This window comes from Corynebacterium haematomassiliense (genome assembly GCF_013978595.1).
Lineage (GTDB): Bacteria > Actinomycetota > Actinomycetes > Mycobacteriales > Mycobacteriaceae > Corynebacterium > Corynebacterium lehmanniae.
The window spans coordinates 1583910-1607244 of the sequence record NZ_JACDTZ010000001.1; the positions used below are offsets into that span (position 1 = coordinate 1583910).

At 65.7% G+C, this 23335-nt stretch carries 23 protein-coding genes and 3 pseudogenes; 11 read left to right on the top strand and 15 right to left on the bottom strand.

What is annotated here, in order from left to right; translation table 11 throughout:
* Nucleotides 1-296: 296 nt before the first annotated feature.
* The gene (locus tag H0193_RS07460) at nucleotides 297-1178 is read left to right on the top strand and encodes a hypothetical protein (protein WP_181889242.1); all 882 of its coding nucleotides are present in this window, start codon (nucleotides 297-299) and stop codon (nucleotides 1176-1178) included.
* Here the strand turns inward: H0193_RS07460 and H0193_RS07465 are convergent.
* Genes H0193_RS07465 through serS form a run of 3 tightly spaced genes read right to left on the bottom strand, consistent with a single transcriptional unit; the run spans nucleotide 1175 to nucleotide 4107 of the window.
* Complete coding sequence (locus H0193_RS07465; protein ID WP_181889243.1) at nucleotides 1175-2014, bottom strand: HAD family hydrolase; 840 nt, start codon at nucleotides 2012-2014, stop codon at nucleotides 1175-1177. The genes H0193_RS07460 and H0193_RS07465 overlap by 4 nt on opposite strands.
* Before the next feature lie 6 nt (nucleotides 2015-2020).
* A complete protein-coding gene (locus H0193_RS07470; RefSeq protein ID WP_181889244.1) occupies nucleotides 2021-2854 on the bottom strand; it encodes a lysophospholipid acyltransferase family protein in 834 nt (277 codons plus the stop codon).
* Nucleotides 2854-4107 (bottom strand): serine--tRNA ligase, encoded by a 1254-nt coding sequence (gene serS, locus H0193_RS07475; protein ID WP_181889245.1) that lies wholly within the window; start codon nucleotides 4105-4107, stop codon nucleotides 2854-2856. Before serS ends, H0193_RS07470 begins: the two co-directional genes overlap by 1 nt.
* A gap of 104 nt (nucleotides 4108-4211) precedes the next feature.
* On the opposite strand from serS, the gene H0193_RS07480 reads away from it, so the two are divergent.
* Genes H0193_RS07480 through H0193_RS07490 form a run of 3 tightly spaced genes read left to right on the top strand, consistent with a single transcriptional unit; the run spans nucleotide 4212 to nucleotide 6394 of the window.
* Nucleotides 4212-4940, top strand: coding sequence for a GntR family transcriptional regulator (locus H0193_RS07480; RefSeq protein WP_181889246.1), 729 nt, complete (start codon nucleotides 4212-4214; stop codon nucleotides 4938-4940).
* Between the two features lie 9 nt (nucleotides 4941-4949).
* On the top strand, nucleotides 4950-6044 hold the full coding sequence (locus H0193_RS07485; RefSeq protein WP_181889247.1) for a septum formation family protein: 1095 nt from the start codon (nucleotides 4950-4952) through the stop codon (nucleotides 6042-6044).
* Between the two features lie 2 nt (nucleotides 6045-6046).
* Nucleotides 6047-6394: a metallopeptidase family protein gene (locus tag H0193_RS07490; protein WP_181889248.1), complete on the top strand. Its 348-nt coding sequence runs from the start codon at nucleotides 6047-6049 to the stop codon at nucleotides 6392-6394.
* On the opposite strand, the gene H0193_RS07495 is transcribed toward H0193_RS07490, so the two are convergent.
* The 4 genes from H0193_RS07495 to H0193_RS07510 are packed head-to-tail and all read right to left on the bottom strand — an operon-like array spanning nucleotide 6391 to nucleotide 9448.
* Complete coding sequence (locus H0193_RS07495) at nucleotides 6391-6807, bottom strand: hypothetical protein (protein ID WP_181889249.1); 417 nt, start codon at nucleotides 6805-6807, stop codon at nucleotides 6391-6393. The two genes, H0193_RS07490 and H0193_RS07495, sit on opposite strands and share 4 nt — an antisense overlap.
* A 2-nt stretch (nucleotides 6808-6809) precedes the next feature.
* A complete protein-coding gene (gene pheA / locus H0193_RS07500) occupies nucleotides 6810-7637 on the bottom strand; it encodes a prephenate dehydratase (protein ID WP_181889250.1) in 828 nt (275 codons plus the stop codon).
* Nucleotides 7634-8524 carry a hypothetical protein gene (locus H0193_RS07505; protein WP_181889251.1) on the bottom strand — a complete coding sequence of 297 codons (891 nt, stop codon included), beginning with the start codon at nucleotides 8522-8524 and terminating at the stop codon, nucleotides 7634-7636. The genes pheA and H0193_RS07505 overlap by 4 nt, the downstream gene beginning before the upstream one ends.
* 21 nt (nucleotides 8525-8545) lie before the next feature.
* The gene (locus H0193_RS07510) at nucleotides 8546-9448 is read right to left on the bottom strand and encodes a DUF2891 family protein (protein ID WP_181889252.1); all 903 of its coding nucleotides are present in this window, start codon (nucleotides 9446-9448) and stop codon (nucleotides 8546-8548) included.
* A 17-nt stretch (nucleotides 9449-9465) separates the two neighbouring features.
* Here H0193_RS07510 and H0193_RS07515 point away from each other — a divergent pair, with 17 nt between their 5' ends.
* Together H0193_RS07515 and H0193_RS07520 are read left to right on the top strand one after the other, a co-directional pair.
* Complete coding sequence (locus H0193_RS07515) at nucleotides 9466-10164, top strand: CPBP family intramembrane glutamic endopeptidase (RefSeq protein ID WP_181889253.1); 699 nt, start codon at nucleotides 9466-9468, stop codon at nucleotides 10162-10164.
* 31 nt (nucleotides 10165-10195) lie between these two features.
* Nucleotides 10196-11470 carry an LCP family protein gene (locus H0193_RS07520; protein WP_181889254.1) on the top strand — a complete coding sequence of 425 codons (1275 nt, stop codon included), beginning with the start codon at nucleotides 10196-10198 and terminating at the stop codon, nucleotides 11468-11470.
* A gap of 314 nt (nucleotides 11471-11784) precedes the next feature.
* Here the strand turns inward: H0193_RS07520 and H0193_RS07525 are convergent, their stop codons facing one another.
* From H0193_RS07525 to H0193_RS07535, 3 genes are all read right to left on the bottom strand, one after another.
* Complete coding sequence (locus tag H0193_RS07525) at nucleotides 11785-12126, bottom strand: metal-sensitive transcriptional regulator (RefSeq protein WP_269511641.1); 342 nt, start codon at nucleotides 12124-12126, stop codon at nucleotides 11785-11787.
* A gap of 290 nt (nucleotides 12127-12416) precedes the next feature.
* Nucleotides 12417-14753, bottom strand: coding sequence for a heavy metal translocating P-type ATPase (locus H0193_RS07530; RefSeq protein WP_181889255.1), 2337 nt, complete (start codon nucleotides 14751-14753; stop codon nucleotides 12417-12419).
* 170 nt (nucleotides 14754-14923) lie between these two features.
* Nucleotides 14924-15133, bottom strand: coding sequence for a heavy-metal-associated domain-containing protein (locus tag H0193_RS07535; protein ID WP_034997583.1), 210 nt, complete (start codon nucleotides 15131-15133; stop codon nucleotides 14924-14926).
* A 185-nt stretch (nucleotides 15134-15318) separates the two neighbouring features.
* On the opposite strand from H0193_RS07535, the gene H0193_RS07540 reads away from it, so the two are divergent.
* Together H0193_RS07540 and H0193_RS07545 are read left to right on the top strand one after the other, a co-directional pair.
* Nucleotides 15319-15570, top strand: coding sequence for a type II toxin-antitoxin system prevent-host-death family antitoxin (locus tag H0193_RS07540; RefSeq protein ID WP_070471922.1), 252 nt, complete (start codon nucleotides 15319-15321; stop codon nucleotides 15568-15570).
* A gap of 241 nt (nucleotides 15571-15811) precedes the next feature.
* Nucleotides 15812-16411: pseudogene (locus H0193_RS07545) on the top strand (M23 family metallopeptidase); the annotation flags it as partial.
* A gap of 230 nt (nucleotides 16412-16641) precedes the next feature.
* Here H0193_RS07545 and lnt read toward each other — a convergent pair.
* The 5 genes and pseudogenes from lnt to H0193_RS07565 all read right to left on the bottom strand — a co-directional run bounded on the left by lnt (nucleotide 16642) and on the right by H0193_RS07565 (nucleotide 20466).
* Complete coding sequence (lnt, locus tag H0193_RS12360) at nucleotides 16642-17418, bottom strand: apolipoprotein N-acyltransferase (protein WP_338025183.1); 777 nt, start codon at nucleotides 17416-17418, stop codon at nucleotides 16642-16644.
* A gap of 284 nt (nucleotides 17419-17702) precedes the next feature.
* Nucleotides 17703-18008: pseudogene (locus H0193_RS12365) on the bottom strand (apolipoprotein N-acyltransferase); the annotation flags it as partial.
* Nucleotides 18009-18018: 10 nt separating this feature from the next.
* Nucleotides 18019-18255, bottom strand: a pseudogene (locus tag H0193_RS07555) (TlpA family protein disulfide reductase); the annotation flags it as partial.
* Nucleotides 18256-18334: 79 nt separating this feature from the next.
* A complete protein-coding gene (locus tag H0193_RS07560; RefSeq protein ID WP_181889256.1) occupies nucleotides 18335-19819 on the bottom strand; it encodes a multicopper oxidase family protein in 1485 nt (494 codons plus the stop codon).
* Nucleotides 19820-19890: 71 nt separating this feature from the next.
* The gene (locus H0193_RS07565) at nucleotides 19891-20466 is read right to left on the bottom strand and encodes a CueP family metal-binding protein (RefSeq protein ID WP_085957612.1); all 576 of its coding nucleotides are present in this window, start codon (nucleotides 20464-20466) and stop codon (nucleotides 19891-19893) included.
* Between the two features lie 403 nt (nucleotides 20467-20869).
* On the opposite strand from H0193_RS07565, the gene H0193_RS07570 reads away from it, so the two are divergent.
* The 3 genes from H0193_RS07570 (at nucleotide 20870) to H0193_RS07580 (ending at nucleotide 23155) form a co-directional block, all read left to right on the top strand.
* Nucleotides 20870-21592: a response regulator transcription factor gene (locus tag H0193_RS07570; RefSeq protein ID WP_181889257.1), complete on the top strand. Its 723-nt coding sequence runs from the start codon at nucleotides 20870-20872 to the stop codon at nucleotides 21590-21592.
* Nucleotides 21589-22716, top strand: a complete 1128-nt coding sequence (locus tag H0193_RS07575; RefSeq protein ID WP_181889258.1) for a sensor histidine kinase — start codon at nucleotides 21589-21591, stop codon at nucleotides 22714-22716. Before H0193_RS07570 ends, H0193_RS07575 begins: the two co-directional genes overlap by 4 nt.
* Nucleotides 22717-22828: 112 nt before the next feature.
* Nucleotides 22829-23155: a heavy-metal-associated domain-containing protein gene (locus H0193_RS07580; RefSeq protein WP_181889259.1), complete on the top strand. Its 327-nt coding sequence runs from the start codon at nucleotides 22829-22831 to the stop codon at nucleotides 23153-23155.
* The last annotated feature ends 180 nt before the right edge of the window (nucleotides 23156-23335 follow it).

The following is a 23335-nucleotide window of genomic DNA, read 5'->3' on the forward strand; positions in this document are numbered from 1 at the left end:
GACATGATGTCCAATAAGTCACCAGACTCCGCGTCCAAAAACTCACCAGACTCTGCGTCCAAAAAGTGTCAAGACATGACACGGATCGTCTAGCAACAGCCGCAGCTTGCTAGACGATCAGCGTACTACTGGCACTGATGTTCATTACGAACTGGGGAAACGCGTGCGTCAAAAGCGGATCGTCTAGCAGCAGTTCCCACCGTGCTAGACGATCCGTACATCACCACCCCAGACACCCCACTCGACCCACGGCGCTCGCGTGGACGAGCAGCACAGACCGTGCAATACTCCCTGCCATGGGGGGAATTCAAGAGAAACGTCAGGCTGAGCTGGATCTGATCAAGAAGGTCGCAGCACAGTGCAAAACCGCAGCAATCACGGGCCCGGCCGCTGCACGGTGGCTCGACCTTTCCACATACAAATGGGTGACCACGGTAGATCTTGCGATGCCTGGGTCGTCCCGGGCCTGGGGCAAGAAGTACCCGGACAGGATCTACCGCAGCGGCCTCCTCCGCGACGCGGAGTTCGTCGAGCACAACGGCATCCGCACCGCGACAGCGATCCGTGCCATGTTTGACTCGTTCCGCTACTACGGCGCGCTCGAGGCGCTGGTGCAGATCGAGTCCGCGCGGTTCAAGCACGAGCATCTCACCACGGACTACCTGCTGGAAAAGACCGAGATTCTCACTCGCGCCCGCGGCATGAAGGCCTTCCGCGAGCTCATCTGCCACTCCGCCGACACGTCCGCGAGTGCGTTGGAGACCATCGTGCGCGATGCGATTCTGCGCGCGATCGCCGACGGCCGCCTCACGGGCGTGGAGACCATCGAGTTCCAGGTGGGGTTCCGCATCACCGAAGCGGATGGATGGCCCACCGTTGCCTGGGCGGACGTGCTCATCAACGGCTTCCTCGTGCTCGAGGCGGACGGGCTGGAGAAGAACAGCGGGGTGTTCGGGGATGCAGCAGAAGCTTTACGACGTGAACGCCACCGCGAAACCCAACTCCAGAATCAAGGCGCCGTGGTGCGCAGGGTGGGGTGGGATAACGCGCGCACCGACGGGTTCATCGCGCAGATCCAGACCGCCATTGACCAGCGCCCGGGGGTGCACCAGCTGCCCAACCGGATTGCCACGCCGTACCGCACCTGGCTCGCGGGCCTGGAGCAGCAGGCGAGCTAGAACCAGCGCTCGAGCACTTGCGCGACACCGTATTCGTCGTTGGTGGCGGTGACGTGGTCGGCTGCGTCGTGAAGCATGGGCGCCGCGTTAGCCATGGCAACGCCGCGGCCGGCCCAGCGCAGAAGCTCCAGGTCGTTGGGCATGTCGCCGAATGCGATGGCGTCGGCGGCGGTGACGCCGTAGCGCTCGGCCAGGTAGCGCGCGCCGGCGGCCTTGTCCACGCCGGGGCAGGACACCTCGATCAGGCCTTCGTCCATGGAGTAGGTCACGTGCGCGAGCTCCGGGTCTACCTCTGGCGCGATGAGTTCGAACATCTGCGCTGAGGTCATGGACGAGCAGCGCACCAGCAGCTTCGCGGCGGGCTGGCTGATCAGGGTTTGGGTGTCGGTGACGCCGAATTGGCTGTCCCAGGCGTCCCGGTTGTACTCGGGGGTGATGATGAAGCACTCTTCTTCGGGGTCGAGCGCGGACGAGCCGACGCGCTCCACGCCGTAGCCGTGCGGCACATCGGCGAGGACGCGCTCCGCCGCCTCGACGACCTCGGCCATCGCGGACGGGGAGAGCTCAAAGGCGTGCAGCACCCGGTCTGTGGCTGGGTCGTAGACCACGGCCCCGTTGGCGCACACGCACACCGGTGCGAGCGGAAGTTGCTCCAGCACGGGGATGAGCCAGCGGTGCGGACGCCCCGTGGCCAGGCCGAAGTGGGCGCCGGTTTCGACGGCGCGCACGATCACTGCGCGCAGCCTGTCGGTGACGCGGCCGGCGGAGGTGATGAAGGTGCCGTCGATGTCGGAGATGATCAGGCGCGGGGCGTCACCGGTGGCGTCGACAGGCATGAAGCATCAAACCTTCTTGCGCTGCTTCTTCGCCTCACGCTCGGCACGTTCCCGAGCGTAGAGCTCCTCGGCCTCCTCCGGCGTGGGCGCGGTGCCGCCGAGGGCGACCGGCATCCATGCCTCGCCCGCGCCGTCGGTGTAGAGGGAGGCGTATTCGGACCGTGAGGCGTCGAGAAGCAATTGCATCTGTCGCTTCAGCTCGGCGGTGTCCGCCTCGGCATCGCCGGTGAGGTGGACGGGCTCGCCGTAACGCACGATGACGGGCACGTTGCGGAAGTGTTTCGGCAGATCCTTGGTCCAGATGCGCTGCGAGCCCCACATCACGCACGGCACGAGCGGCACCCCGGCCTGGTGGGCGATGCGGGCAGCGCCGGTTTTGAAGTTTGCCAGCTCAAACGACCGCGAGATGGTGGCCTCGGGGAAGATGCCCACGAGGTTGCCTTCGCGCAGCATCTCCACAGCCGGCGCGATGGAGGCGCCGCCGCGGGCGCGGTCCACCGGCACGTGCTTCATCAACTTGAGCAGCCAACCCAAAACGGGCACCTCGAAGACGGATTTTTTGGCCATGAACCGCACCAGCCGCTCGCCGTGCAGATACGGGCCAGTGCCGAGCAGGATGAAGTCGGCGTAGCCGGTGTGGTTGCCGGCGAGCATCGCGCCGCTTTCCGCAGGGATGTTTTCGGCGCCGATGACCGTGACGTCGATGTTCGTCGCGCGCATGACGCGGCGGGCGAACCGGACGAGGCCCTGGTAGAACTTCTCCACGGCCTCGTCGCGGTTGGCGGAGATGCCTTCGTAGAGCCGCGGGACGGTGAAGCCGCGGTATCGGCGCGTATCCATTACGGCGTGAGCACTTCCTTGCCCACCCACGGGCGCAGCGCCTCGGGCACGCGCACGGAGCCGTCGGCCTGCTGGTTGTTTTCCAGGATGGCCACCAGCCAGCGGGTGGTGGCCAGGGTGCCGTTGAGGGTGGCGGCGGTCTGGGTTTTGCCGTCGGCGTCGCGGTAGCGGGTGTGCAGGCGGCGGGCCTGGAAGGTGGTGCAGTTGGAGGTGGAGGTCAGCTCGCGGTACGTGCCTTGCGACGGCACCCACGCCTCCGTGTCGAACTTGCGGGCAGCGGAAGAGCCGAGGTCGCCGGCCGCGACGTCGATGATGCGGTAGGGCACCTCCACGGCGCCGAGCATCTCGCGCTCCAGACCGAGCAGCTTCTGGTGCATCTCCTCGGCGTCCTCGGGCTTGCAGTAGGCGAACATCTCCAGTTTGTCGAACTGGTGGACGCGCAGGATGCCCTTGGTGTCCTTGCCGTAGGAGCCGGCCTCGCGGCGGAAGCAGGAGGACCAGCCGGCGTAGAGCAGCGGGCCGTCGGACAGGTCGATGATCTCGTCCTGGTGCAGGCCGGCTAGCGCCACCTCGGAGGTGCCCACCAGGTACATGTCGTCACGCTCGAGGTAGTAGATCTCCTCGTCGTGCTCGTCCAGGAAGCCGGTGCCCTGCATGACCTCCGGGCGCACCAGCACCGGCGGGATCATCACCTTGAAGCCGGCTTCGCGCGCCTTCTGGGCGGCGAGCATGAGCATGCCCAGCTGCAGCCAGGCGCCGTCGCCCGCCAGGTAGTAGAAGCGCGCGCCGCCGACCTTGGTGCCACGCTTCATGTCGATGATGCCGAGCGCCTCGCCGAGATCCAGGTGGTCTTTGACCTCGAAGTCGAACTCGGGCACTTCGCCGACGTGCTCGATTACGACGAAGTCCTCCTCGCCGCCGGCCGGCGCACCCTCGATGATGTTGGCGATGGAGTATTGCAGCTTCTCCAGCTTCTCCTGCGCGGCGGCCTCCTCCGCCTCGGCCTCCTTCACGCGGGCCTTGAGCTCGTTGGAGCCTTCCAGCAGCGCCGGGCGGTCCTCGGGGGCGGCCTGGCCGATCTTCTTGCCAAACGCCTTCTGCTCGGAGCGCAGCTCGTCCGCCTTTTGGATGGCGGAGCGGCGGGCCTCGTCGGCGGCCAGCAGCTCGTCCACAAGCGCAGGGTCTTCGCCGCGGGCCCTTTGGGACTCGCGGACGGCCTCGGGGTTTTCGCGCACACGCTTCAGATCAATCACGCTTGTTCACCTTACATTGTCTGCCGACCCTGCAACCGACCCTGAAACCGACACTGCAACGGCACAACGGCGTCCGGTCATAACCAGTGCGCTATGGTGGGCGTATGACACTCCCGATCGCAGACGGCCCTGTGCCCAAGCACGAGCAGCTCCGCTCGCTTTTGGAGTCCCGCATTGCCGAGGAGTTCTCCCCCGGCGACCCGCTCCCGGGCGAGCGCGCGCTGGAGGAGGAGTACGGCGTCTCCCGCATCACGGTGCGCCGCGCGATCGGGGATTTGGTGGCGGCGGGCCGGCTGCGCCGCGTGCGCGGCAAGGGCACGTTCGTTGCTCCGGCGCCGTTGGTGTCGCGCCTGCACCTGGCAAGTTTCTCGGATGAGATGCGGGCGCAGCGCGTGGAGGCGTCGTCACGCATCTTGCTGTGCGAGCGCACCACCCCGCCGGAGGAGGTCGCGCAGTTTTTCGGCACCGCCCCCACCGCAACGCACATACGGTTGCGCAGGCTGAGGCTTGGCGACGGCGAACCGTACGCCGTGGACGACGCCTGGTACAACGCCACCCTGGTGCCGGACCTTCTGGAAAACGACGTCTACCACTCCGTCTACACCCTGCTGGACAAGCATTACGGCCTGGGCGTCACGGAGGCGGAGCAGACCGTCACCGCGGTCACCGCCGGTCCGGACAATGCCCCGCTGCTAGACGTCGAACCGGACACAGCCCTGCTGCACATCGTGCGTTTCGCCCGGTCAGGAACGCACAACGTGGAGTTTTGCTCCTCGGTGTACCGCACGGATCGCTACCGGCTGACTACTCGGGTAGCGCGAGAAGTGGAATAATGGGCCGCCATGGCTTCGAAACAGAGCGCGCTGCGTTCCTTCCTCATCGCCGCACTGGCGGGTGCCGTCGGCGCGGGCACGTACACGCTCGCCGCCGACCCCTCGGAGACTGACACTGGGGACCAGGCCTCCTCCACCACCGCCAGCTCCACCGTCTCGCCCGACCAGGCGGCGACGTTCACCACCGCCGACGCCGGGGCCTGCCTGACCTGGCAGGTGGCCGAAGACGGCACGATCACCGGCTTCGAGCAGGCGGACTGCGAGGGCGAGCACCGCTTCGAGGTGTCCCTGCGCCAGAACCTGGCCACCTACCCCACCTCCGAGTTCGGCCCGGAGGCGCCGATGCCGAACCCGACGCGCCAGGCCCAGCTGCGCGAGGAGCTGTGCGGCGCCGGCACGCTGCGTTATCTGGAAGGCAAGTACGACCCGAACGGCCGCTACTCCATCGCACCGATCCTGCCGCCGGCGGACGCGTGGGCCCGCGGGGACCGCACGATGCTGTGCGGGCTGCAGGAGACCGACCGCGCCGGCGCGCCGATCCTGACGTCTGGGCGTGTGGTGGACCAGGACCAGGCCCGCGTGTTCGAGCCCGGCCAGTGCGTGTCCATCGACGCGTCCAACACGCTCACCGCGGTCAAGTGCGCGGACCCGCACCAGCTGGAGATCACCAGCACGGTCTCGCTCGATGAGGTTTTCCCGGACCACACCCCGGCCGTTGAGGAGCAGGACAAGCACCTCCAGGACGTGTGCACCCAGGCCGCGCAGGAGTACCTCGGCAGCGAGGAGAACCTCTACCAGATCGCGCTGCGCCCGTTCTGGACCACGCAGTCCCCCGCCGCCTGGGAGGGCGGCTCTCACAGCGTCAACTGCGCGTTGATGTTCTCACGCCCGGAGGGTGGCTTTGCCAACCTCACCGGGTCTGCGACGCAGGGCCGTGGGCAGTTGCTTATCGACGACGCTCCGCCCCCCGAACGCCCCCAGCGCCGCCCCTTGAGGGACCAGCAGACCCCGGCTGCCCCAGCGCCCACCGCCGGCGCGGCGCAGGACCCCGCCCCCGCCAACGCTGGCGCTGCGCAGGACCCGGCACAGGCTCCGGTGCAGTAGCCATGCTCCCGGTCAGCGACGAGGCGTTCGAGGAGATGATCAACGACGCGTTGGACACCATCCCCGACAACTTCGCCCAGCACATGACAAACATGGTGATCCTGGCGCGGGACTACAACCCGGACAATCCGGCCCTGCTCGGCCTGTTCGAGGGCGTGCCGCTGACGAAGCAGCACTCGAACCACTCCGGGTTCTTGCCGGACGCGGTGTTCGTGTACAAAAACGCCCTCGAGGCGATCTGCGTGGATGAGGAGCAGCTGCGCCACGAGGTGAAGGTGACCGTGCTGCACGAGGTGGGCCACTACTTCGGGTTAGAAGAGCACGAGCTCCACGCCCTCGGCTGGGGCTAACTCTCCGAAGCGAGCCCGCCCATCTCCTTGGCCACCCGCTGCACCTCCAGCGCGCGCTCTTCATCTCCCATGGCGCCGAGGCCGTCGAGGCCCCGGTACTGGATCTCGTCCGCGTCCGGGTCGTAGTGCACTGCAAGGCCCCAGCACGGGTCCTCGTCCGGGCGGCGCTGAAGCAGCACCTCGTACATGAGGCGGTGCAGCTGCTCCTCAAAGTCGAGCTCCACCAGCCCCACCTGGCCGTCGCTTTCCCCGAGGACGAAGAAGAACACTTGCCCTCTCGGGTTGCACCCCATGAACAAGCTCAGCGGGAACTTCTCCGACACATAGTGCATCTGGCTGCGCACTTCGTACTCGAAGCGCTCAACCGCGTTACCCGCCCATGGGTACCTGTCCGTCGGCATAGTAAATGCCATAGCTATCGTCCCTCCCGCGGCCAGGTGCCTAGCGGCCGCATCTCGGTAGTGCGTTCGGCGCCGGCCTCAAGCGCCGCCGCCACCGCCGCGTCGCTTGCATGGCCCGCCAGGTCCACGAAGAAGTCGTAGGTGTTCGGCTCTTCGCGCGTGGGCCGCGACTCGATGCGCGTCATGTCCACCCCGCGCGCCGCGAATTCCTGCAGCACGCGCACCAGCGCGCCGGGCTCGTTCTTCGTGCGGAAGACAATCGCGGTGCGGTCGTTGCCGGTGGGTTGCGGCGAAGCAGCCTGCTTTGCGACGAGCACGAACCTGGTCCGCGCCGTCTCCGCGTCAGCGACACCGCGGGCGTGCACCTCCAACCCGTGCAGCTCCGCCGCCCGCTCCGGAGCAACGGCGACGTCGGCGGCGCCGTCAGCCACCATCTTCGCCGCGGCGGCGTTGGACGGCGCCGGGATGAACTCCGCTTTCGGTGCGTGCGCTCCGATCCAGCGCTTAACTTGTTGGTGGGCGACGGGGTGGGTGGCCAGCCGGAGGGCGTCGTCAAGCTTGTGCCCCTGCCTGGTCATTACCGCGAACGCGATCGCGAGCTCGGTCTCGCCCACGATGCGCGCGCTTTCGGTGGCGGCGAGCGCGTCCATGGTGGTGGTCACCGCGCCGTCGATGGAGTTCTCGATTGCGCACACCGCGTACTCCGCCTCGCCCGCGTCCAGGGCGGCGAGAGCCGCGGCCGGCGACTCGACGGGCACGTACTGCGCGCCCTCGATGCCGAAGCGGCGCGCGGCTTCTTCCGTGAACGTGCCCGCAGGGCCCAAATAGGCGACGCGGGTCATGGCTGCCTCTGCATCAGCGGGTGGGTGTCGTTGGCCACGTCTCTCCAGTTCTCTGCGGTCGTGCGGATGCGCTCGGCCCAATCGTCCCAGGACACGCTGCTCGTGAACTCGCCGTTCTGCCTGTTCACGGTGATCTGCACCTGCGCGTGGTGGAACGGTTTTCCGTCCGCCACCGCGTCGATGTAGGCGGTGGCGAAGGGCTCAAGCTCGGCGCGGGAGAACACACCGTAGATGTAGGAGAGGTTCTCCATGTAAAAAATCGCGTCCACCTGCTCGAGCTTCGTGCCGTCTGGACCGGAGGAAAGCGCGAAGAAGGCGTTCAGCGCGGCCCAATCTGCGCCGAAGTACTTCGCCTGCTCGTTGACTTCGTAGCCGAGCCGGGTGAACAGCTCCTCGGTGAGGTGGGCGCCCGAGGGGCGGTACGCGGGCTTCATGGCTGAGCGCTCCATGAGGTGGGCGTGCACCATTGTGTTGATGTGCGCCCCGTGAAGTCCCTGGGCGAAGCGCTGCAGCGCAGCTGCGTCCGGCACGCCCTGGGCTGGGTCGTACGGGTGGCTGCCGTGGTAGACAAACGAGTTGGACTTGGGCGCGAAGCTGGCGGCGTAGATCTGCGTCGGCCCGCCCTGGCCGGTCTCCGCGACCTCCTGCCAGAACACCTCGTAGAACAGCTCGCGGTGCTCGTTCTCGTAGTCGATCGTCGCGGTCTGCGGCGGTTGGCCCGCAAGCTGGACCATCGCGGCGACGTAGGTTTTGCCCTCGTGGGCGATCACGACGGAGTAGAACGCCTCCACCGGGACGTGGTTGGAAATCTGCTCGACAATGGTGCGCACCAGCTGCTGGTACGGCTCTTTCGGGCTGCCCGCCCGGGGGTTCTCACCGGCTCCCATAGCCACGTTTGTACACGAATGTCACGCTCCCGGCGCGTCTTCGGCGAGCAGCGCGTAGGTGATCAGCCAGTGCGTGGCCATGAAATTCTGGCCGGTCAGGTGGGGCGAAGCTGCGTCGATAAGCTGCTGTGTACCTTCCGGTTTCCCAATTTCGCGCAGCAGCCACGCGCGGGTGAGCATGAGCCCGATGAGGTGGGCCTGCTGGCCGTCCTCCGGGTCCGCGACCGGAATCGGCGCGGTGTAGAACGCGAACGCCTCTGGCGTGAGGAAGCCGTCTAGCCAGGCGGCGAACTCGCCGGCAGGCAGCACGCGGCGCATCAGGGCGGCCTCCGCCAGGCCGTTGGAGACAAAGTCGTGGCCCGAAACTTCCCAGGTGTGCGGGTAGGCGCGGTCGGCGCCGAACCAGGCACGGGCGGTGCGCTCCACCGGCTCGCGCAAGGCCGGTGCGGCGTCGTGGATGAGCAGCAGCGCCAGCGCCGAGTTCGAGTGCACGCCGTGGCGCACCGGCCACTGCTGTGTGCTCAGCCAGGCGGCGATGCTGCGCTCCAGCTGGGCCTCAAGCGGCGCGAGCGCGTCCTCCCACCTCGTGCCGCGGCACACCTTGACCAGCTGCATCGCCCACGCCCAGCCGTAGGGCCGCTCATAGACGGGGTGGGCGCGCAGATACTCGGCCTCGGCGGCGATGTTGTCTGCGGTCAGGCGGGCGTCGAGGAGGTCGGCGAGCCTTTGGTCGTCGATACGCACATGCAGCTTCACCGCGGTACAGAGCATGTGCACGCACGAGTGCCAGTCGTACGAGCCCCAGAACGCCGGATGCAGCACCCGCGGGTCGGGGTGGCCGGGGCCGGCCTGCTCATGGTGCATGGCGGCGGGGTACTCCTGGCCGACAACCTGCTCGATAGTGCGCGCCCACGAATCCTGCATGGCGTTAAAGTTAGCGCATGACTCGGCGCCTGAAGCTCGAAATCGTGCTCGTCCTCGCGGTCACCTTCGGCACCGCGGGGCTGCGCGCGGCGCTGCGGCTTGTGGACTCGCTGTTGCAAGCCCCACTGAACCAGCAGAGCACCACCATCCACGACGCGGCCTCGACAGTCCCCTGGCTGGACCTGGCACTGCAGGCGACTTCCGCGCTGACGCTGTTCGCGTGGGGCGGGCTGGCGTGGTTCCTCTTGGACGAGCGTTGGCGCTGGCCCCGCTGGGCCGACGCCGCGCGCGGGGTGGGGTTCGCCGCGCTGATCGGGCTGCCCGGCCTGGCGTTGTACGTCGCCGCGGTACACCTGGGGCTATCCAAGGTGGTGGTGCCGACCACCGCCGCGGTGCAGATCCCAACGTCGCTGCTGTGGTCCTTCGCCAACGGCTTCGGCGAGGAGATCGTGGTGGTGATGTACCTGGTCACGCGCTTGAAGCAGCTGGGGTGGAAACCGTGGCAGTTCATCGCGGCCTCGGCGGTGCTGCGCGGGTCCTACCACCTGTACCAGGGGGTCTCCGCAGGCTTCGGCAACATTGTCATGGGCGTGATCTTCGCCTGGTATTTCCATAAAACTGGCCGGGTGTGGCCGCTGATCCTGGCGCACTTTTTCATCGATGCCGTGGCGTTTATCGCCTATCCGCTGCTGGACCTGTCGTGGCTCGGAATCTAAACACTTCCGTCACACTGGTTACACTAAGCGCATGTCTACTACGCCCCATTCCAACGACCCCCGCGATAACGCGGGCGAGTTCGTGCTGGGCAAAGACGGCAAGCCCCTCGTGGACCGCTACGGCCGCCCCATTCGCCGTCGCACAACTGCTTCTCGACGCGATCCCGCTCCCCGCCACCCCGACGAATTCACGCGCGTAGAACCCCGTGCGCGCGGGGGTTCCCCGCGGGTCGAGCCGGGCCACACCGTTTACGAACCCCCGGCCGCGTACGAGCCACGGCGCGCGCCGGAGCACCCGCGCAGCCGGCCGGTGCAGCAGCGTCCCGTGCAGCAACGCCCTGCGCGGCCTGCCCCGGAGGACGTCCCGCTGCAGGTCTCGAGGGGGAGACGGCGGGGGCCGAAGGTGCGTCGCAAAGTAAAGCTCCCCGGCTGCGGCGCAGTGCTCGCCCTGATCATCGCCTTGCTGATCGGCTCGGTGCTGGTCGCGGACGCGCGCCTAAACCGCACTGCCGCCATGCCCGACCAGCAAATCTCGAACACCTCGGGGACAAACTGGCTGCTCGTGGGCTCCGACTCGCGCACGGGCCTGAGCGAAAAGGACGTCGAACGCCTCGGCACCGGCGGCGACCTGGGCACCGTGCGCACCGACACGATCATGCTCATGCACCTGCCGCTGCGCGGAAAGCCGACGCTGGTGTCCATCCCGCGCGACTCGTACGTGACCGTGCCCGGGTACGGCTACGACAAGGTCAACGCCGCGTTCTCCATCGGTGGGCCGCAGCTGCTGGTGGAGACCGTGGAGCAGAACACCGGGCTGCATGTGGACCGCTACGCGGAGATCGGCATGGGCGGCCTCGCCGGGGTGGTCGACGCAGCCGGTGGTGTGGAGATCTGCGTCGCCGAGCCTATCGACGACCCGCTGGCCAACATCAACCTCCAACCCGGCTGCCAGGAGATGGACGGCCCCACAGCACTGGGCTACGTGCGTACCCGCGCCACCGCCCAGGGCGACCTGGACCGAGTGGCGCGCCAGCGCGAGTTCATGACCAGGCTGGTCACGCGCGTGCTGTCCCCGTCCGTGTATTTGAACCCGTTCCGCATGGCGCGTCTGCTGTGGGTCACGCCCACCCTGCTGACGGTCAACTCCGACGACCACGCGTGGAACCTCGCCCGCATCGTCATCGCGCTGCGCGGCGGCCTAGAGACGGAAACCGTGCCCATCGGCGGCTTCGCCGACACCGAAGTGGGCAACGTGGTGCTCTGGGACGACACCGCGGCCGAAGCGCTGTTCGCTTCCCTGCGGTAGGGCGCCGAGCGGGGCGGTTGGCGCAACAAGCGTCCACAGGCGGAAAACCGGCTACCTAGATCCGGCTACCAACCGATTTGGGAGCGCGGACAAAAAGTTGGAGTGTTGGGGGCAGCACCGGTTGATGTTGCAGGTGGGGATGTGGTCAAGGTTGTTCAGTGGCGCGATCTTTTCGACCAGCAGCAACAGTGGCCATCAACCCGATCATGTCGCCGCCAGCAGCAGGACTCCGAAGCCTCCAGCCGGCAACAGGGGCGGTCAGAGTGGCCTGGCCGCCGTTCTCGACGGGGGTGTGGTGGCCGGGTCCCGGCCTGTCACCGGGCGAAACGGGCGATAGCGTCGGTGACTTCCTGGAACTTGGCGTCGGCCTCCTCTCCTCCTAACTTGGCGGCGTCACGGACGCAGTGTTTCATGTGGTCATCGAGTAGTCCCAGGGCAACGCTGCGTAGGGCAGCATTGACCGCGGAGATCTGGGTAAGGATGTCGATGCAGTACTGTTCCTCGTCGACCATGCTGTGCAGGCCCCGGGCCTGTCCCTCGATGCGCTTGAGGCGGGCGAGATAGCGATCCTTGTCGTTGATGTAGCCATGGGTGGTGTGACAGGTGTCGGCCCCACCCGAGGAAGAAGCGGCCTGATCAGGGGTGCGAGTATCCACAATGGTCTCCTTGCTGAAAAAAGGGGGCAGGTATGTCCTGAGTCAGTTGCGGGTCGATCAGGATGGAAAGCCCGAGGGCATGGAATGAGGCATGAGGACCTCATGGTCCCCACGCCCTGTGGCGTTATTCGGATAAGTAGTCGGCAGATTGTCGGCCCGGAGGGGCCTGCCGGGTGGGGCCGGGGAGAGGTCAGGAGCAGGTACTTGGGGACGGAGGTCTGAGTGTGATTGGAGGGACTCAGCCACAGGAGGGGGACACGGGGTTCCTTATCGCTAGAAAAGGATGTGGATTAGGCGGTGACCGGCTGCCGCACGGAGGGGCGAGCGGGCTGCGGTGAGGAACTTGTGTTGTCGTGGGAGGACTTGAATCTACGCAGCGTGAGGGAGTTGGAGACCACGAACACCGAGGAGAAGCCCATCGCAATGCCCGCCAACCCCGGGTTGAGGAAACCGATCGCGGCGACCGGGATCAGCACGACGTTATAGGCGAACGCCCAGAACAGGTTGCCCTTGATGGTGCCCAGCGTGCGACGTGACAGACGGATGGCATCGCCCGCGGAGCGCAGGTCGTTGTTCATTAAGGTGATATCGGAGGCCTCGATGGCCACATCCGTGCCCGCCCCCATGGCCAGACCCAGATCGGCCTGGGCCAGGGCGGCCGCGTCATTGACGCCGTCGCCGACCATGGCGACCTTCTTGCCCTCATGTTGTAGCTTCTCGATGACCGCGACCTTGTCCTGCGGCATGACCTCGGCACTCACGTTGGCCGCATCGATGCCCACCTCTTGGGCGACGGCGGCCGCGGCCTTCGCGTTATCGCCGGTGAGCAGGTACGGCCTCAACCCCAGCCTGCGGAACTGGGCGACCGCTTCCGCTGAGGAGTCTTTGATGACATCGCGCACCACGACCACACCGGCGGGCTGGTCATCGACGTAGACGGCCACCGGGGTCGCGCCCTGCGACTGTGCGTGGTCGAAGGCGGTGGTGAGGTCACGGGGCAGCTGGCCGGCGGGACGGCCCACGGTGACGACGTGACCCTTGACGGTGGCCGTGACGCCCCGGCCGGCGGTGCTGTCGAAGTCGGTGGCCTCCTGGATGTTCCCGGAGCGCTCGGCCTCGGTGACAATCGCCTTGGCGATGGGGTGCTCGGAACCTGCTTCGACGGCCGCCGACAAGGCGAGGACCTCGTTGTTGGTGTAGCCGTCGGCGGCGTGGACGCCGGTGACCGACATGACCCCGGAGGTGACGGTGCCGGTCTTGTCCATGACGATGGTGTCGACCTGGCGGGGGGATTCAAGGACCTCCGGGCCCCTGATCAACAAGCCCAGCTGCGCGCCCCGGGAGGTGCCCACCAGCAGGGCGGTCGGGGTGGCCAGTCCCAGGGCGCATGGGCAAGCGATGATCAGCACCGCGACTGCGGCGGAAAAGGCCCAGTTCGCCCCGCTGCCGGCGGCGAGGTGGACGATCAGGGTGATGATGGAGACGACAATGACCGTCGGGACGAAGACCGAGGAAATCTTATCCACCAGGCGCTGGACCGGGGCTTTTTTCGCCTGGGCGTCAGTGACCAGCTTGGCCATCTGGGACAGCGTGGTCTCCGAACCTGTGCGGGTGACTTCGACCAGCAGTCGACCGGAGGTGTTGATCGTCGCGCCCGTGACCGGGGTGCCGGGGGCGGCCTCGACGGGAACGGACTCGCCGGTCAGCATCGACTCGTCGATGGCCGAGGTGCCCTCGATGACACGACCGTCGGTGGCGATCTTCTCACCCGGGCGGACGACGAAGACGTCACCGACTGTCAGCTGGGAGACCGGGACGCGGACTTCCTCACCGTCGCGGATCACCGCGGCGTCTTTCGCACCCATGTCCAGCAGGGACTTCAGCGCCGCGGAGGACTGGCCCTTGGCGCGGACCTCAAACCACCGGCCGAGCAACAGGAAGGTGATGACTACGGCGATGGTCTCGAGGTAGATGTGGTCCATGCCGTCATCGCGGGGCAGCAGGCTCATCTCCATCACCATGCCGGGGTGCCCGGCGTTGCCGAAAAACAAGGCCCACAGCGACCACAGATACGCAGCGGTAGTGCCCAGAGACACGAGTGTGTCCATCGTGGTCGAGCCGTGACGCAGGTTGGTTAAGGTCGCCCGGTGGAACGGGGCGCCACCGTAGAAGTAGATCAGGGTGGACATGACGAGCAGGGCCCACTGCCAATTCATGAACTGCAGGGACGGGATCATCGAGATCGCGACCACCGGAACGGAGAGGATCGTCGACCCGATCAGACGCGTCTTCAGGTCTGTGGCCTCGGCCTCGCGGGCCTGTTCGTGGCGGTCACCGACCACCTCGGTGTCCTCCTCCGGACCGCTGTCCACGGCGGAGGCGTGTTGATCCCCCATGGTGAACGCGTCGTACCCGGCACCCCGCACGGTTTCGATCAGCCGATCGGCGTCGACTTTGGTGGGGTCGTAACTGACGGAGGCGGATTCGGTGGCGAAGTTAACGGTGGCCTCCACGCCATCGAGCTTGTTGAGCTTGCGTTCCACCCGCCCTGAGCACGACGTACAGGTCATGCCGGTGACGCCCAGATCGACCTGGAGTAGGTCAACCGACGGTTGAGTTTGAATCATCAGTGATCAGTCCTTCAGTAAACAGTCGTGAGGTGCATCTCCGAGGTCCCAAAAGGCCCGCCCACAGATGCACCGTCGGGGATATCGAACCGGCATGGCTGGGCCTGATGGGCATATCCAGCAGGGTTGGCCCGGCCGTGTCTACGCGAGGCGGGGACCGGGCCCAGGGATTAGGGCTTGACGGTGTAGCCGGCTGTCGTGACGGCGGCGACAACATCGTCGTCGGTGAAGTTTTCACCCGTGACGGTCACCTGCCCGGTATCCACGGTGGCCTCCACCATGGTCACACCGGCGACCTCGCCGATCTCCTCCTCCACGGAGGACTTGCAGTGTCCGCAGGTCATGCCTTCGATGATGTACTTCTTTGTTACGGCGCTCATCAGATGATCCTTTCCTTGATGTCCTGAAGGGCAGGAGTGGAGATGCCCAACAACCTTCAACCTATACCCATGGGGGGTATCAGTCAAGGAGGTGTCTGCCCCTAAGCGTCCCGTTCGGCGGGCAGGACTTCCGGAACGGCCGCGATCGTTGCTGCACTTCTTGTACAAAATGTACGTTAAAGGGTATGGGCATCACGGTCACCCTCAGTCAGTTCCGCAGCGAACAAAGCCACTATCTTGATGCCGCCCAAGGTGAACCGGTCACCATCTCCAGTCGCGGGCCCCGCCGCCGGGCGGTGGTGGTCTCCCCGGACTTCTACGACCGGGCGGTTCAGGCGCTGGAGGATGGCGAGGATATCCGTGCCGCAGCGGCTACCCGTCAGGAGGCGGGCGGTGTCTCCCACAAGGAGTTCACGTCCGACCCCAAACTGGACTGACCTGCCTGTCCATACCTGTGCCGCGGTATCTGATCATCGATAAGCTTTCAACTGCGACAGCCCTTCGCACGCTGGCCCGGCAATGGCAGCAGTGATTGCCACCGCCATCGACGCCCTGGCCCACGTTCCGCCGTCTCGGCGGAGTGGAAAAGTTGCGGGGCGACGACGGGGAGTGCTGTAGCTGGGTAGTCCACGGCCGTCAATGACGGTGAGCTGATCAGCGTCTCGGTTCCAAGCCCCGGCCGAGGTCGAGGCTCCGGTCTCCCCGGAGGCTGCCACCGTCGAGGTGGATTTGGCCACCAACGACACGGCCCTGTCCTCGAGTGGGACGCAGGCCGCACCGCAGATTCTCGCGATCTCCGAATTCAAGCCGGTCGCCAACATCGACGAGCAGCTGGACAAGGCCATCCAGTACAACGCCGAGCGGGCCGAGAAGGAGCGCGCTGCCCGCGCGCCCTCGGTGGTCAAGCCCGCTGAAGGCACCTTCACCTCCGGTTCCGGCGTGCACTGCGGAACCCTCCACGCGGGTATCGACATCGCCAACGTCGTAGGTACCCCGATCCTCGCGGCGATGGGCGGCACTGTCATTGACTCCGGCCCGGCCTCCGGTTTCGGGCAGTGGATCCGCATCCAGCACGATAATGGCTCGATTGCCGTCTCCGGTCATATGGAGACTTTCGACGTGACCGTTGGAAAACGCGTCACCGCTGGTCAGAGGATCGCTGGCATGGGCAACCGGGGGTTTTCCACCGGCTCTCACCTGCACCTCGAGCGTTACCCGACTGGCAGCGGGGCGGTCGACCCGTTGCCCTGGTTCGCCGAGCACGGCGTCACCTTCTAACCTTCCCGCACTCACCAGGACCGGCCCCGACACCGGAACCGGCGACAGTGACTGGGCGTGAGGCACCCGCCTCAGACCGCAGAGACGCTTCTCACTCATCGCCGACACAGCCCGGACTTGATAGCTTCTCCAGGCAGGCCAGACCGGGGCACAGGGGAGGCAGTCCGTGCTCGTCATATATGGGGGCGGCGAGCGTCCCGCCAACGAGGAGCAGGTGCCGTAATCCACGTTTAGTGGGATATTCCCGTAACCTGCCTTCTCCTGCGCCAGCTGACGAGGCCGGTAACCGCAGGCCATGCAAGAGCCAGCATCGCGAGAACCAACAGGGGTGTATCCCCCATGCGCGCATACGGCATCAAACCAGTATGAAGGGGAACGGTTGCCGTCAGCAGTTCGTTCGTGCCCAGGCCACTGAGTTGTGAGACTATGCCGTCGGGCTGGATAACTGCGGAGTATCCGGTGGGGGCAGCCTGGAGAACGGTGCGGCCAAACTCGCGGGCACGCATCCGGGATGCGGCCACTTCAATTGCAGGTACTTCCTCGGTCACAAAAGACGCGGCGTTGGTCGGTGCGAGGAGTAGCTGCCCACCATTGCGAACGGCATCAGCGACCCGGTCGGCGAAGAAGACCTCATAAGAAATGACGATCCCCAATCGTGGTGTCCCGCTGGGATCGAGCACCGCCGGTCCCTCTCCGGCAATGGCGTCGCGGGGGATGAACCGTGCGTCCTCGCTGAGTCGTTCAATCAGATTGCGCATAGGGATGTACTCGCCGAACGGCACACGATGATGCTTCTCATAGCGTCCTAACCGGGTCCCGTCCGGCCCCCACACTATGGATGCGTTCCTGAAATGTTGATCCTCAGATTCGGTAATTCCGACGACGATGTTCGTGTCGAGTTGCCTGGCCAGTTCAGCGAAAGCTGCATCAACGCGCGTCCCGTCGATTGAGCCGTCGATATTGACGACGTTTTCGGGCAGCAGAACCAGATCAGGGTCCCCGGTGATATCGTCGGCAGCCTGTAGGTGCCGGCGGGTCGTATCAAACGGATCGGTATTGACCGCGCGAAGCCCACGGGGCCTCCACCCTGCACGAGCACGACGTCAAGGCTGCCTTCTGCCGTATCATCTACGATCGTTGACGCGAACGCCGGTACCGCGAGTACCACGACCACTGCGACCACGGATGCTGCACGGGCTCGTCTCGGCCCGAAGATGACAGCGGTAACAACGGCCCCCGCAACTGCGGCCAACGCGGTCACCAGGAGAGTCCCTCCCAGGGGCGCTGCCGCCATGAAAGGACCATCGGTCTGGCTGTATCCGAAAGCGGACAACGGGAAACCGCCGAACGGGAACCGGTGCTGCACAGCCTCCAATAACACCAGGGCCGCAGGGGTGAGCAGCCACCAGCCCGACCAGCGGCTGCGAAAAGCCGCCTCGTTAGACGATACCGCGGCAACCAGCATTAACAGTAGCGCCTGAACGGCAACAACAGCAGCATACCCGGCAGTGTTGAAGTCGGTGAGCCAGCGCAGAGCAAGAGCGTAGTGCGCCACAGATACGCAGCCGCTGGGAAATATGTACGAGTACATCTCCATGATCTGCGTGGACAAGCTGCAGGTTATCGACTTCCGCCCGACACGGTGCACACCACTGGCCCCAAGCGTTGAGGACGACGACCTCGCCTTCAAAAACAGACAGGCTGATCTCCTCACCCTCCTCCATCAGCGACGGGCCGGAGAAGTCCGGCAGCGGGGCACGTTCCTCCTCTGCGTAGATAATCTCGGTTTTCCGGGGCGGTGGGGAAGAAGACGGTGTTCTGGTTGTCCCGGAAGACCACAACACCGAGGGAGGTCATCGTGCTGCCCGGTGGGTGGTCTGCAGCGACTCTGCCCACCTCGGCACTCCACCCCTGCTGTGGGGGTTATTCGTAGCGAAGCGAGCTGAGCATCCCGGTTTCCATGTGATAGGCGTTATGGCAGTGAAATGCCCACTCACCGGGGTTGTCAGCGATCAGGTCGGCGATCATGGTTTCACCGTGGCGGAGAAGGACAGTGTCCTTGCGTAGCCCGTCGCTGCCGGGTAGCGCCCACGTGTGGCCGTGGATGTGCATGGGATGGGGCATCATGGTCCTGTTGCGCATGACCATCCGCAGGCGCTGGCCCTCCTGCACGGTCGCGGAGGAGGATTGGCCGTCGGTGAGAATGCTCCATTCATACGGCATCATCTGCCCGCCCAGGTCGATGCTAACTTCTCGGTCTGGTGTGCCCTCGGGCAGGAGTGCACGGTCTGCTGGCTTTAGGGAGGACAGAAGCAGTCCGGTGGACGACAACTCGGGGAAGTCGACATCGGGGCGGGGGGCCTGGCCGCCGGCGGTGCGGATGACGGCGAAGGCGCGGTCGTCCTTACCCACCGCCAAAGCCGTGAGCGGGAAGATGCCGTCGCCGAGGATGACCTCGACGTCGACACGCTCGCCCATCGACAGGTAGATCGATTCGGTCTCCCAGGGCTGGACAGGGAAGCCGTCGGTGTGGGTGACGGTCATGCGGTGACCACCGAGAGCCACCTTGAAGATGGTGTCACCGCCGGAGTTGATAAACCGCAGGCGGGCCTTGTCGCCCGGGCGAGCCTCGAAGGTCCGGTGAGCACGGGGGATACGCCCGTTGATGAGGTAGTGCGGATACATCACATCGCCGGCATCCCCGCCCAGTACCCGGTCCGGGGTGCCGTGCATCATCTGGCCGTGACCTCCCATTCCCATCCTCCCGTCATGGTCGCCCGAACCCATTCCGGTGAGCTTGTCGAGCTCATCGTCGGGAGTGCTGCCGTCGATGCCATCGACCCAGTCGTCGAGCACGATGGTCCACTCGACGTCCTGATCCTCAGCGTCGTCCGGGTCGCGGACGATCAGAGGGGCGTGCAGACCCCGGTCGAGTTGCAGGCCGGTGTGGGAATGGTAGAAGTAGGTGCCACCGTGGGGGACTTCAAAAACATAGGAAAAAGACTCGCCAGGTTCAATGGGGTCCTGGGTCATGCCGGGCACACCGTCGGCTGCGTTGTGGAGTGCGATGCCATGCCAGTGGATGGAGGTGCTCTCAGGCAGTTCATTGGTGATATCGACCTGCAGGACGTCGCCGGCGGTGGCCTCAATGGCCGCATCCCCGGTGTCAGAGACGTATCCCCACGTCTTGGCTTCGATGCCGCCGATATCCAGGGAGAGGGGCCGGGCGGTCAGTGTCCGGCGCACCGTCGGCTCACCGAGCGCAGTGGGGGTGGGAGTGGGGCGAAGGGAGGGACCTGGTGCCGAGGCAGCGGGTCCAGGGTCGCTGGTGCAGGCGGCCACGGCCCCGGTGCCGGCGAGGACGAGCCCGCCGAGCAGAAACTGTCGTCGGGAAAACGCGTTCGTCATGATTTAACCTTCCTTGGTGCAAGATTTCAGTGATACGGGAGACAGTCGCAGGTGAGGATCCTGCTGAGCTATCACGTCAGGCGCAGGTCTGTGACACAGGTGGCACCGTCGTCGGTGGTGGAAAACTCCGTGGAGCCGGTATGCCCCTGGTAGCTGACCTCAATCAGGCCGGTGACATCATCGGGAAGCCAGAAGCCAATAAACCCGTTGTCGAAGGTGGTTGTCGCCTCGTCCACCAGTACCTCACCGGTCGCCTCATCGGTGATCGTGACCTGGATATCCTCATTGTCGAGTTCCCCCTGGCAGGTCGTGAGGCTGTGGTAGAAGCAGTCGTGGGTGGAGGTGAGATAGGGTGCGATCGAGACATACGTCTGATTGTCGGGAAGATCGAGCGCGACTTCCTGGTCATCGCTCGAGAGCAGTAGTTCATCGGCACGCACTGAGGCGATCAGATCCGTGGGACGCTCAGTGACCTTCTGCCGGTCGAGGTGATCAATGATCTCCACCGCGTCCATGTCGGCCAGGCCATGGGTAGTCAGGAATGTGTCCTGGGACTCCGTCCCGTCGGCGGTGGGTTCCGGGTCGGCGGCCGAACACCCCGTGAGGGCGAGGGCAAGGGCCGCGGCTGCGATCGCTGCTCGTTTCACGTCAATCTCCTTGGATCGTGGTAGGACCGTGAGAAGACACCGCCTCAAGGTCGATGCCATACCTTTATCTAGCACGGGTGCCTGACGGACTAGGATTCAAAAACCCTGCTCACAGCCTTATAACAGGGCGAAAAGGGGGTGAATTCGGTGGGCTGGGTCACCACCGGAACACCACCTCTCAGCCGTGGGCGATGTCGTTCTACCCGCCCCGGGTATGCGGTGCAGGCAGTGAAATCCCTGGTGGCGCCTGCTGAACCGACGAGGAGAGGCGATGCCGCCGGCCCGGGGTAGGGCACAGGGGTGACGGCGGTCGAAGGGTGATGTTTGAAGATTTGATGAAGATTTCCCCGCCGGGCACTGAGCGAGGGTGGTATTCCCCCTTGCCGGAGCGATACTGGGGTCTATGGCTGACCACACACCGACCACCGCCACGCCCCCGGGGCGGGTGCTGGTCGTCGATGATGAACAACCCCTGGCTCAGATGGTGGCCTCCTACCTCATCCGGGCCGGCTTCGATACCCGCCAGGCGTACACCGGCACCCAGGCCGTGGACGAGGCCCGTCGCTTTTCCCCCGATGTTGTGGTACTGGATCTGGGGCTGCCCGAACTCGACGGCCTGGAGGTATGCCGACGGATCCGCACCTTCTCGGACTGCTACATCCTCATGCTCACCGCGCGTGGCAGCGAGGACGACAAGATCAGCGGTTTGACCCTGGGGGCGGATGACTACATCACCAAACCTTTTAGCATCCGGGAACTGGTGACCCGGGTGCATGCGGTGCTGCGCCGCCCGCGCACCAGCACCACCCCACCGCAGGTGACCACCCCCTTGATCGTTGGTGACCTCATCCTTGACCCCGTCGCCCATCAGGTGCGGGTGGGGGAGACGACCGTGGAGCTCACCCGCACGGAGTTCGAGCTGCTGGTTGCCCTGGCCCTGCGCCCCGGCCAGGTGCTGACCCGCCACGACCTGGTCGCCGAGGTCTGGGACACCACCTGGGTCGGTGATGAACGCATCGTCGATGTCCACATCGGCAACTTGCGTCGCAAGCTCGGCACCGACACCCGGGGCCGGGGGTTTATTGACACCGTGCGTGGCGTGGGCTACCGGGTGGGGCAGCCATGAATCACGGACCCGGCCTGACCTTCCGCTTCCTGGCCGCCCAGGTGTTGGTCGTGGTGATTAGCCTGCTGGTGGCCGCGGCCGTGGCCACGGTGGTGGGCCCGACCCTGTTTCATGATCATATGTCGATGGCCGGCCGGGAGGACCCCTCGCTGGAGCTGTTCCATGCCGAGCAGGCCTACCGGGACGCCAACCTGATCACCCTGGCCGTCGCCCTGCCCACCGCCTTGATCAGCGCCCTGCTGGCTAGCCTGTGGTTATCGCGTCGCCTGCGCACCCCCCTGCAGGATCTCACCCGCGCCGCTACCAGCCTGGCGGCCGGCAACTATCGTATCCGCGTGCCCGCCGGAGAAGCAGGCCCCGAGGTCACCACCCTGGCGCATGCCTTCAACTCCATGGCCGACCGGCTGGAACACACCGAACAGGTCCGCCGCCAGATGCTCTCTGATCTGGCCCACGAAATGGGCACGCCCTTATCGGTGCTCACGGTCTACCTCGATGGTCTCCAGGACGGGGTCGTGGACTGGGATAATGCCACCCACGCGATCATGGCTGACCAACTCACCCGCCTGACCCGGTTGATGGAAGACATTGACGATGTCTCCCGGGCCCAGGAACACCGGATCGATTTGGACCTAGCGGAGGAGAGGCTCGGGGATCTGCTCCATACCGCCGCTGCTGCCGCGGGGGAAGCTTATGCCGACAAAGGCGTCGATTTACAGGTCGAGACCATTACGGACACCGCCCGGGTGCTCGTGGACCGGCAACGCTTCGGCCAGGTGATGAGCAATCTCCTGTCGAACGCGCTACGGCACACCCCGGCCGGCGGGCAGGTCCGGATCAGCGTCCACCGACAGGGGGCGTCCACCGCGCTCATCCACGTCGCCGATGACGGCGAGGGCATCCCACCTAGCCAGCTCGGACACATCTTCGAACGCTTCTACCGGGGGGATGCCGCCCGCAGCCGGGATAACGGCGGGGCCGGTATCGGTCTGACTATCTCCAGGGCATTGATCGAGGCCCACGGCGGCACTCTCACCGCCACCTCCCCCGGACCCGGTCGCGGAGCGGTGTTTGCCCTCCGCCTCCCGCTGTCCCCTCCCGACAGCGAGGAGGCTGCTCGGTGACCACACCCTGCCCCGCGTCAGGGCCGTGCCCTCCGCCCCTTGAAAATGTACCCCGGGGGGGGTATATGCTAGCGAGCGTTACCGCATCCCACCGACCCATAGGAGCTTTCCCATGACCAACCCCCCGCCCCGCCTCTTGCCAATGGCCTCCCATGGCTGCAGCTGTTGCGGACCTGCCTCACATGTCGACACCGCCTCCATCCCTGCCGCCAGCGACTCGTCAGCAGGAGGATCCTCCCCTAGCTACCAGGTCACCGGCCTGACCTGCGGGCACTGCGCGAAAAGCGTGACCCAGGCCCTTCAGGCCCTCCCCCAGGTCGACGACGTCCAGATTGATCTCGTTGCTGGTGGTGTTTCCACCGTCACGGTCACCGGTGTCGTACCTCCGGAGATGGTTCGCCGGGCCATCGAAGAGGCCGGCTACACCGTCTTATCCTGATCAGTTTTACCCATCATCCCGACCCCGACCGGGTTGAGCGGAAGGAACGTCATGAGCACTCCCCACCATTCCGGTGATCACCATGGTGATCACCCCGCTCCGGAAACAGACCACACCCACCACCCGGATCATGCCAGCCACGACAGCCGGTTTGATTACGGCGGCAGTAGGTAGCCGGTT

What these genes read in the sequence shown, in the direction of transcription:
- H0193_RS07505 (WP_181889251.1), bottom strand. Translation starts at nt 8,524, where the DNA reads ATGGGAGCCGGTGAGAACCCCCGGGCGGGCAGCCCGAAAGAGCCGTAC.
- H0193_RS07575 (WP_181889258.1), top strand. Translation starts at nt 21,589, where the DNA reads ATGAATCACGGACCCGGCCTGACCTTCCGCTTCCTGGCCGCCCAGGTG.
- H0193_RS07535 (WP_034997583.1), bottom strand. Translation starts at nt 15,133, where the DNA reads ATGAGCGCCGTAACAAAGAAGTACATCATCGAAGGCATGACCTGCGGA.
- H0193_RS07580 (WP_181889259.1), top strand. Translation starts at nt 22,829, where the DNA reads ATGACCAACCCCCCGCCCCGCCTCTTGCCAATGGCCTCCCATGGCTGC.
- H0193_RS07530 (WP_181889255.1), bottom strand. Translation starts at nt 14,753, where the DNA reads ATGATTCAAACTCAACCGTCGGTTGACCTACTCCAGGTCGATCTGGGC.
- H0193_RS07515 (WP_181889253.1), top strand. Translation starts at nt 9,466, where the DNA reads ATGACTCGGCGCCTGAAGCTCGAAATCGTGCTCGTCCTCGCGGTCACC.
- H0193_RS07485 (WP_181889247.1), top strand. Translation starts at nt 4,950, where the DNA reads ATGGCTTCGAAACAGAGCGCGCTGCGTTCCTTCCTCATCGCCGCACTG.
- H0193_RS07495 (WP_181889249.1), bottom strand. Translation starts at nt 6,807, where the DNA reads ATGGCATTTACTATGCCGACGGACAGGTACCCATGGGCGGGTAACGCG.
- H0193_RS07470 (WP_181889244.1), bottom strand. Translation starts at nt 2,854, where the DNA reads ATGGATACGCGCCGATACCGCGGCTTCACCGTCCCGCGGCTCTACGAA.
- H0193_RS07560 (WP_181889256.1), bottom strand. Translation starts at nt 19,819, where the DNA reads ATGACGAACGCGTTTTCCCGACGACAGTTTCTGCTCGGCGGGCTCGTC.
- H0193_RS07540 (WP_070471922.1), top strand. Translation starts at nt 15,319, where the DNA reads ATGGGCATCACGGTCACCCTCAGTCAGTTCCGCAGCGAACAAAGCCAC.
- H0193_RS07465 (WP_181889243.1), bottom strand. Translation starts at nt 2,014, where the DNA reads ATGCCTGTCGACGCCACCGGTGACGCCCCGCGCCTGATCATCTCCGAC.
- H0193_RS07480 (WP_181889246.1), top strand. Translation starts at nt 4,212, where the DNA reads ATGACACTCCCGATCGCAGACGGCCCTGTGCCCAAGCACGAGCAGCTC.
- pheA (WP_181889250.1), bottom strand. Translation starts at nt 7,637, where the DNA reads ATGACCCGCGTCGCCTATTTGGGCCCTGCGGGCACGTTCACGGAAGAA.
- H0193_RS07520 (WP_181889254.1), top strand. Translation starts at nt 10,196, where the DNA reads ATGTCTACTACGCCCCATTCCAACGACCCCCGCGATAACGCGGGCGAG.
- H0193_RS07490 (WP_181889248.1), top strand. Translation starts at nt 6,047, where the DNA reads ATGCTCCCGGTCAGCGACGAGGCGTTCGAGGAGATGATCAACGACGCG.
- H0193_RS07460 (WP_181889242.1), top strand. Translation starts at nt 297, where the DNA reads ATGGGGGGAATTCAAGAGAAACGTCAGGCTGAGCTGGATCTGATCAAG.
- H0193_RS07570 (WP_181889257.1), top strand. Translation starts at nt 20,870, where the DNA reads ATGGCTGACCACACACCGACCACCGCCACGCCCCCGGGGCGGGTGCTG.
- H0193_RS07510 (WP_181889252.1), bottom strand. Translation starts at nt 9,448, where the DNA reads ATGCAGGATTCGTGGGCGCGCACTATCGAGCAGGTTGTCGGCCAGGAG.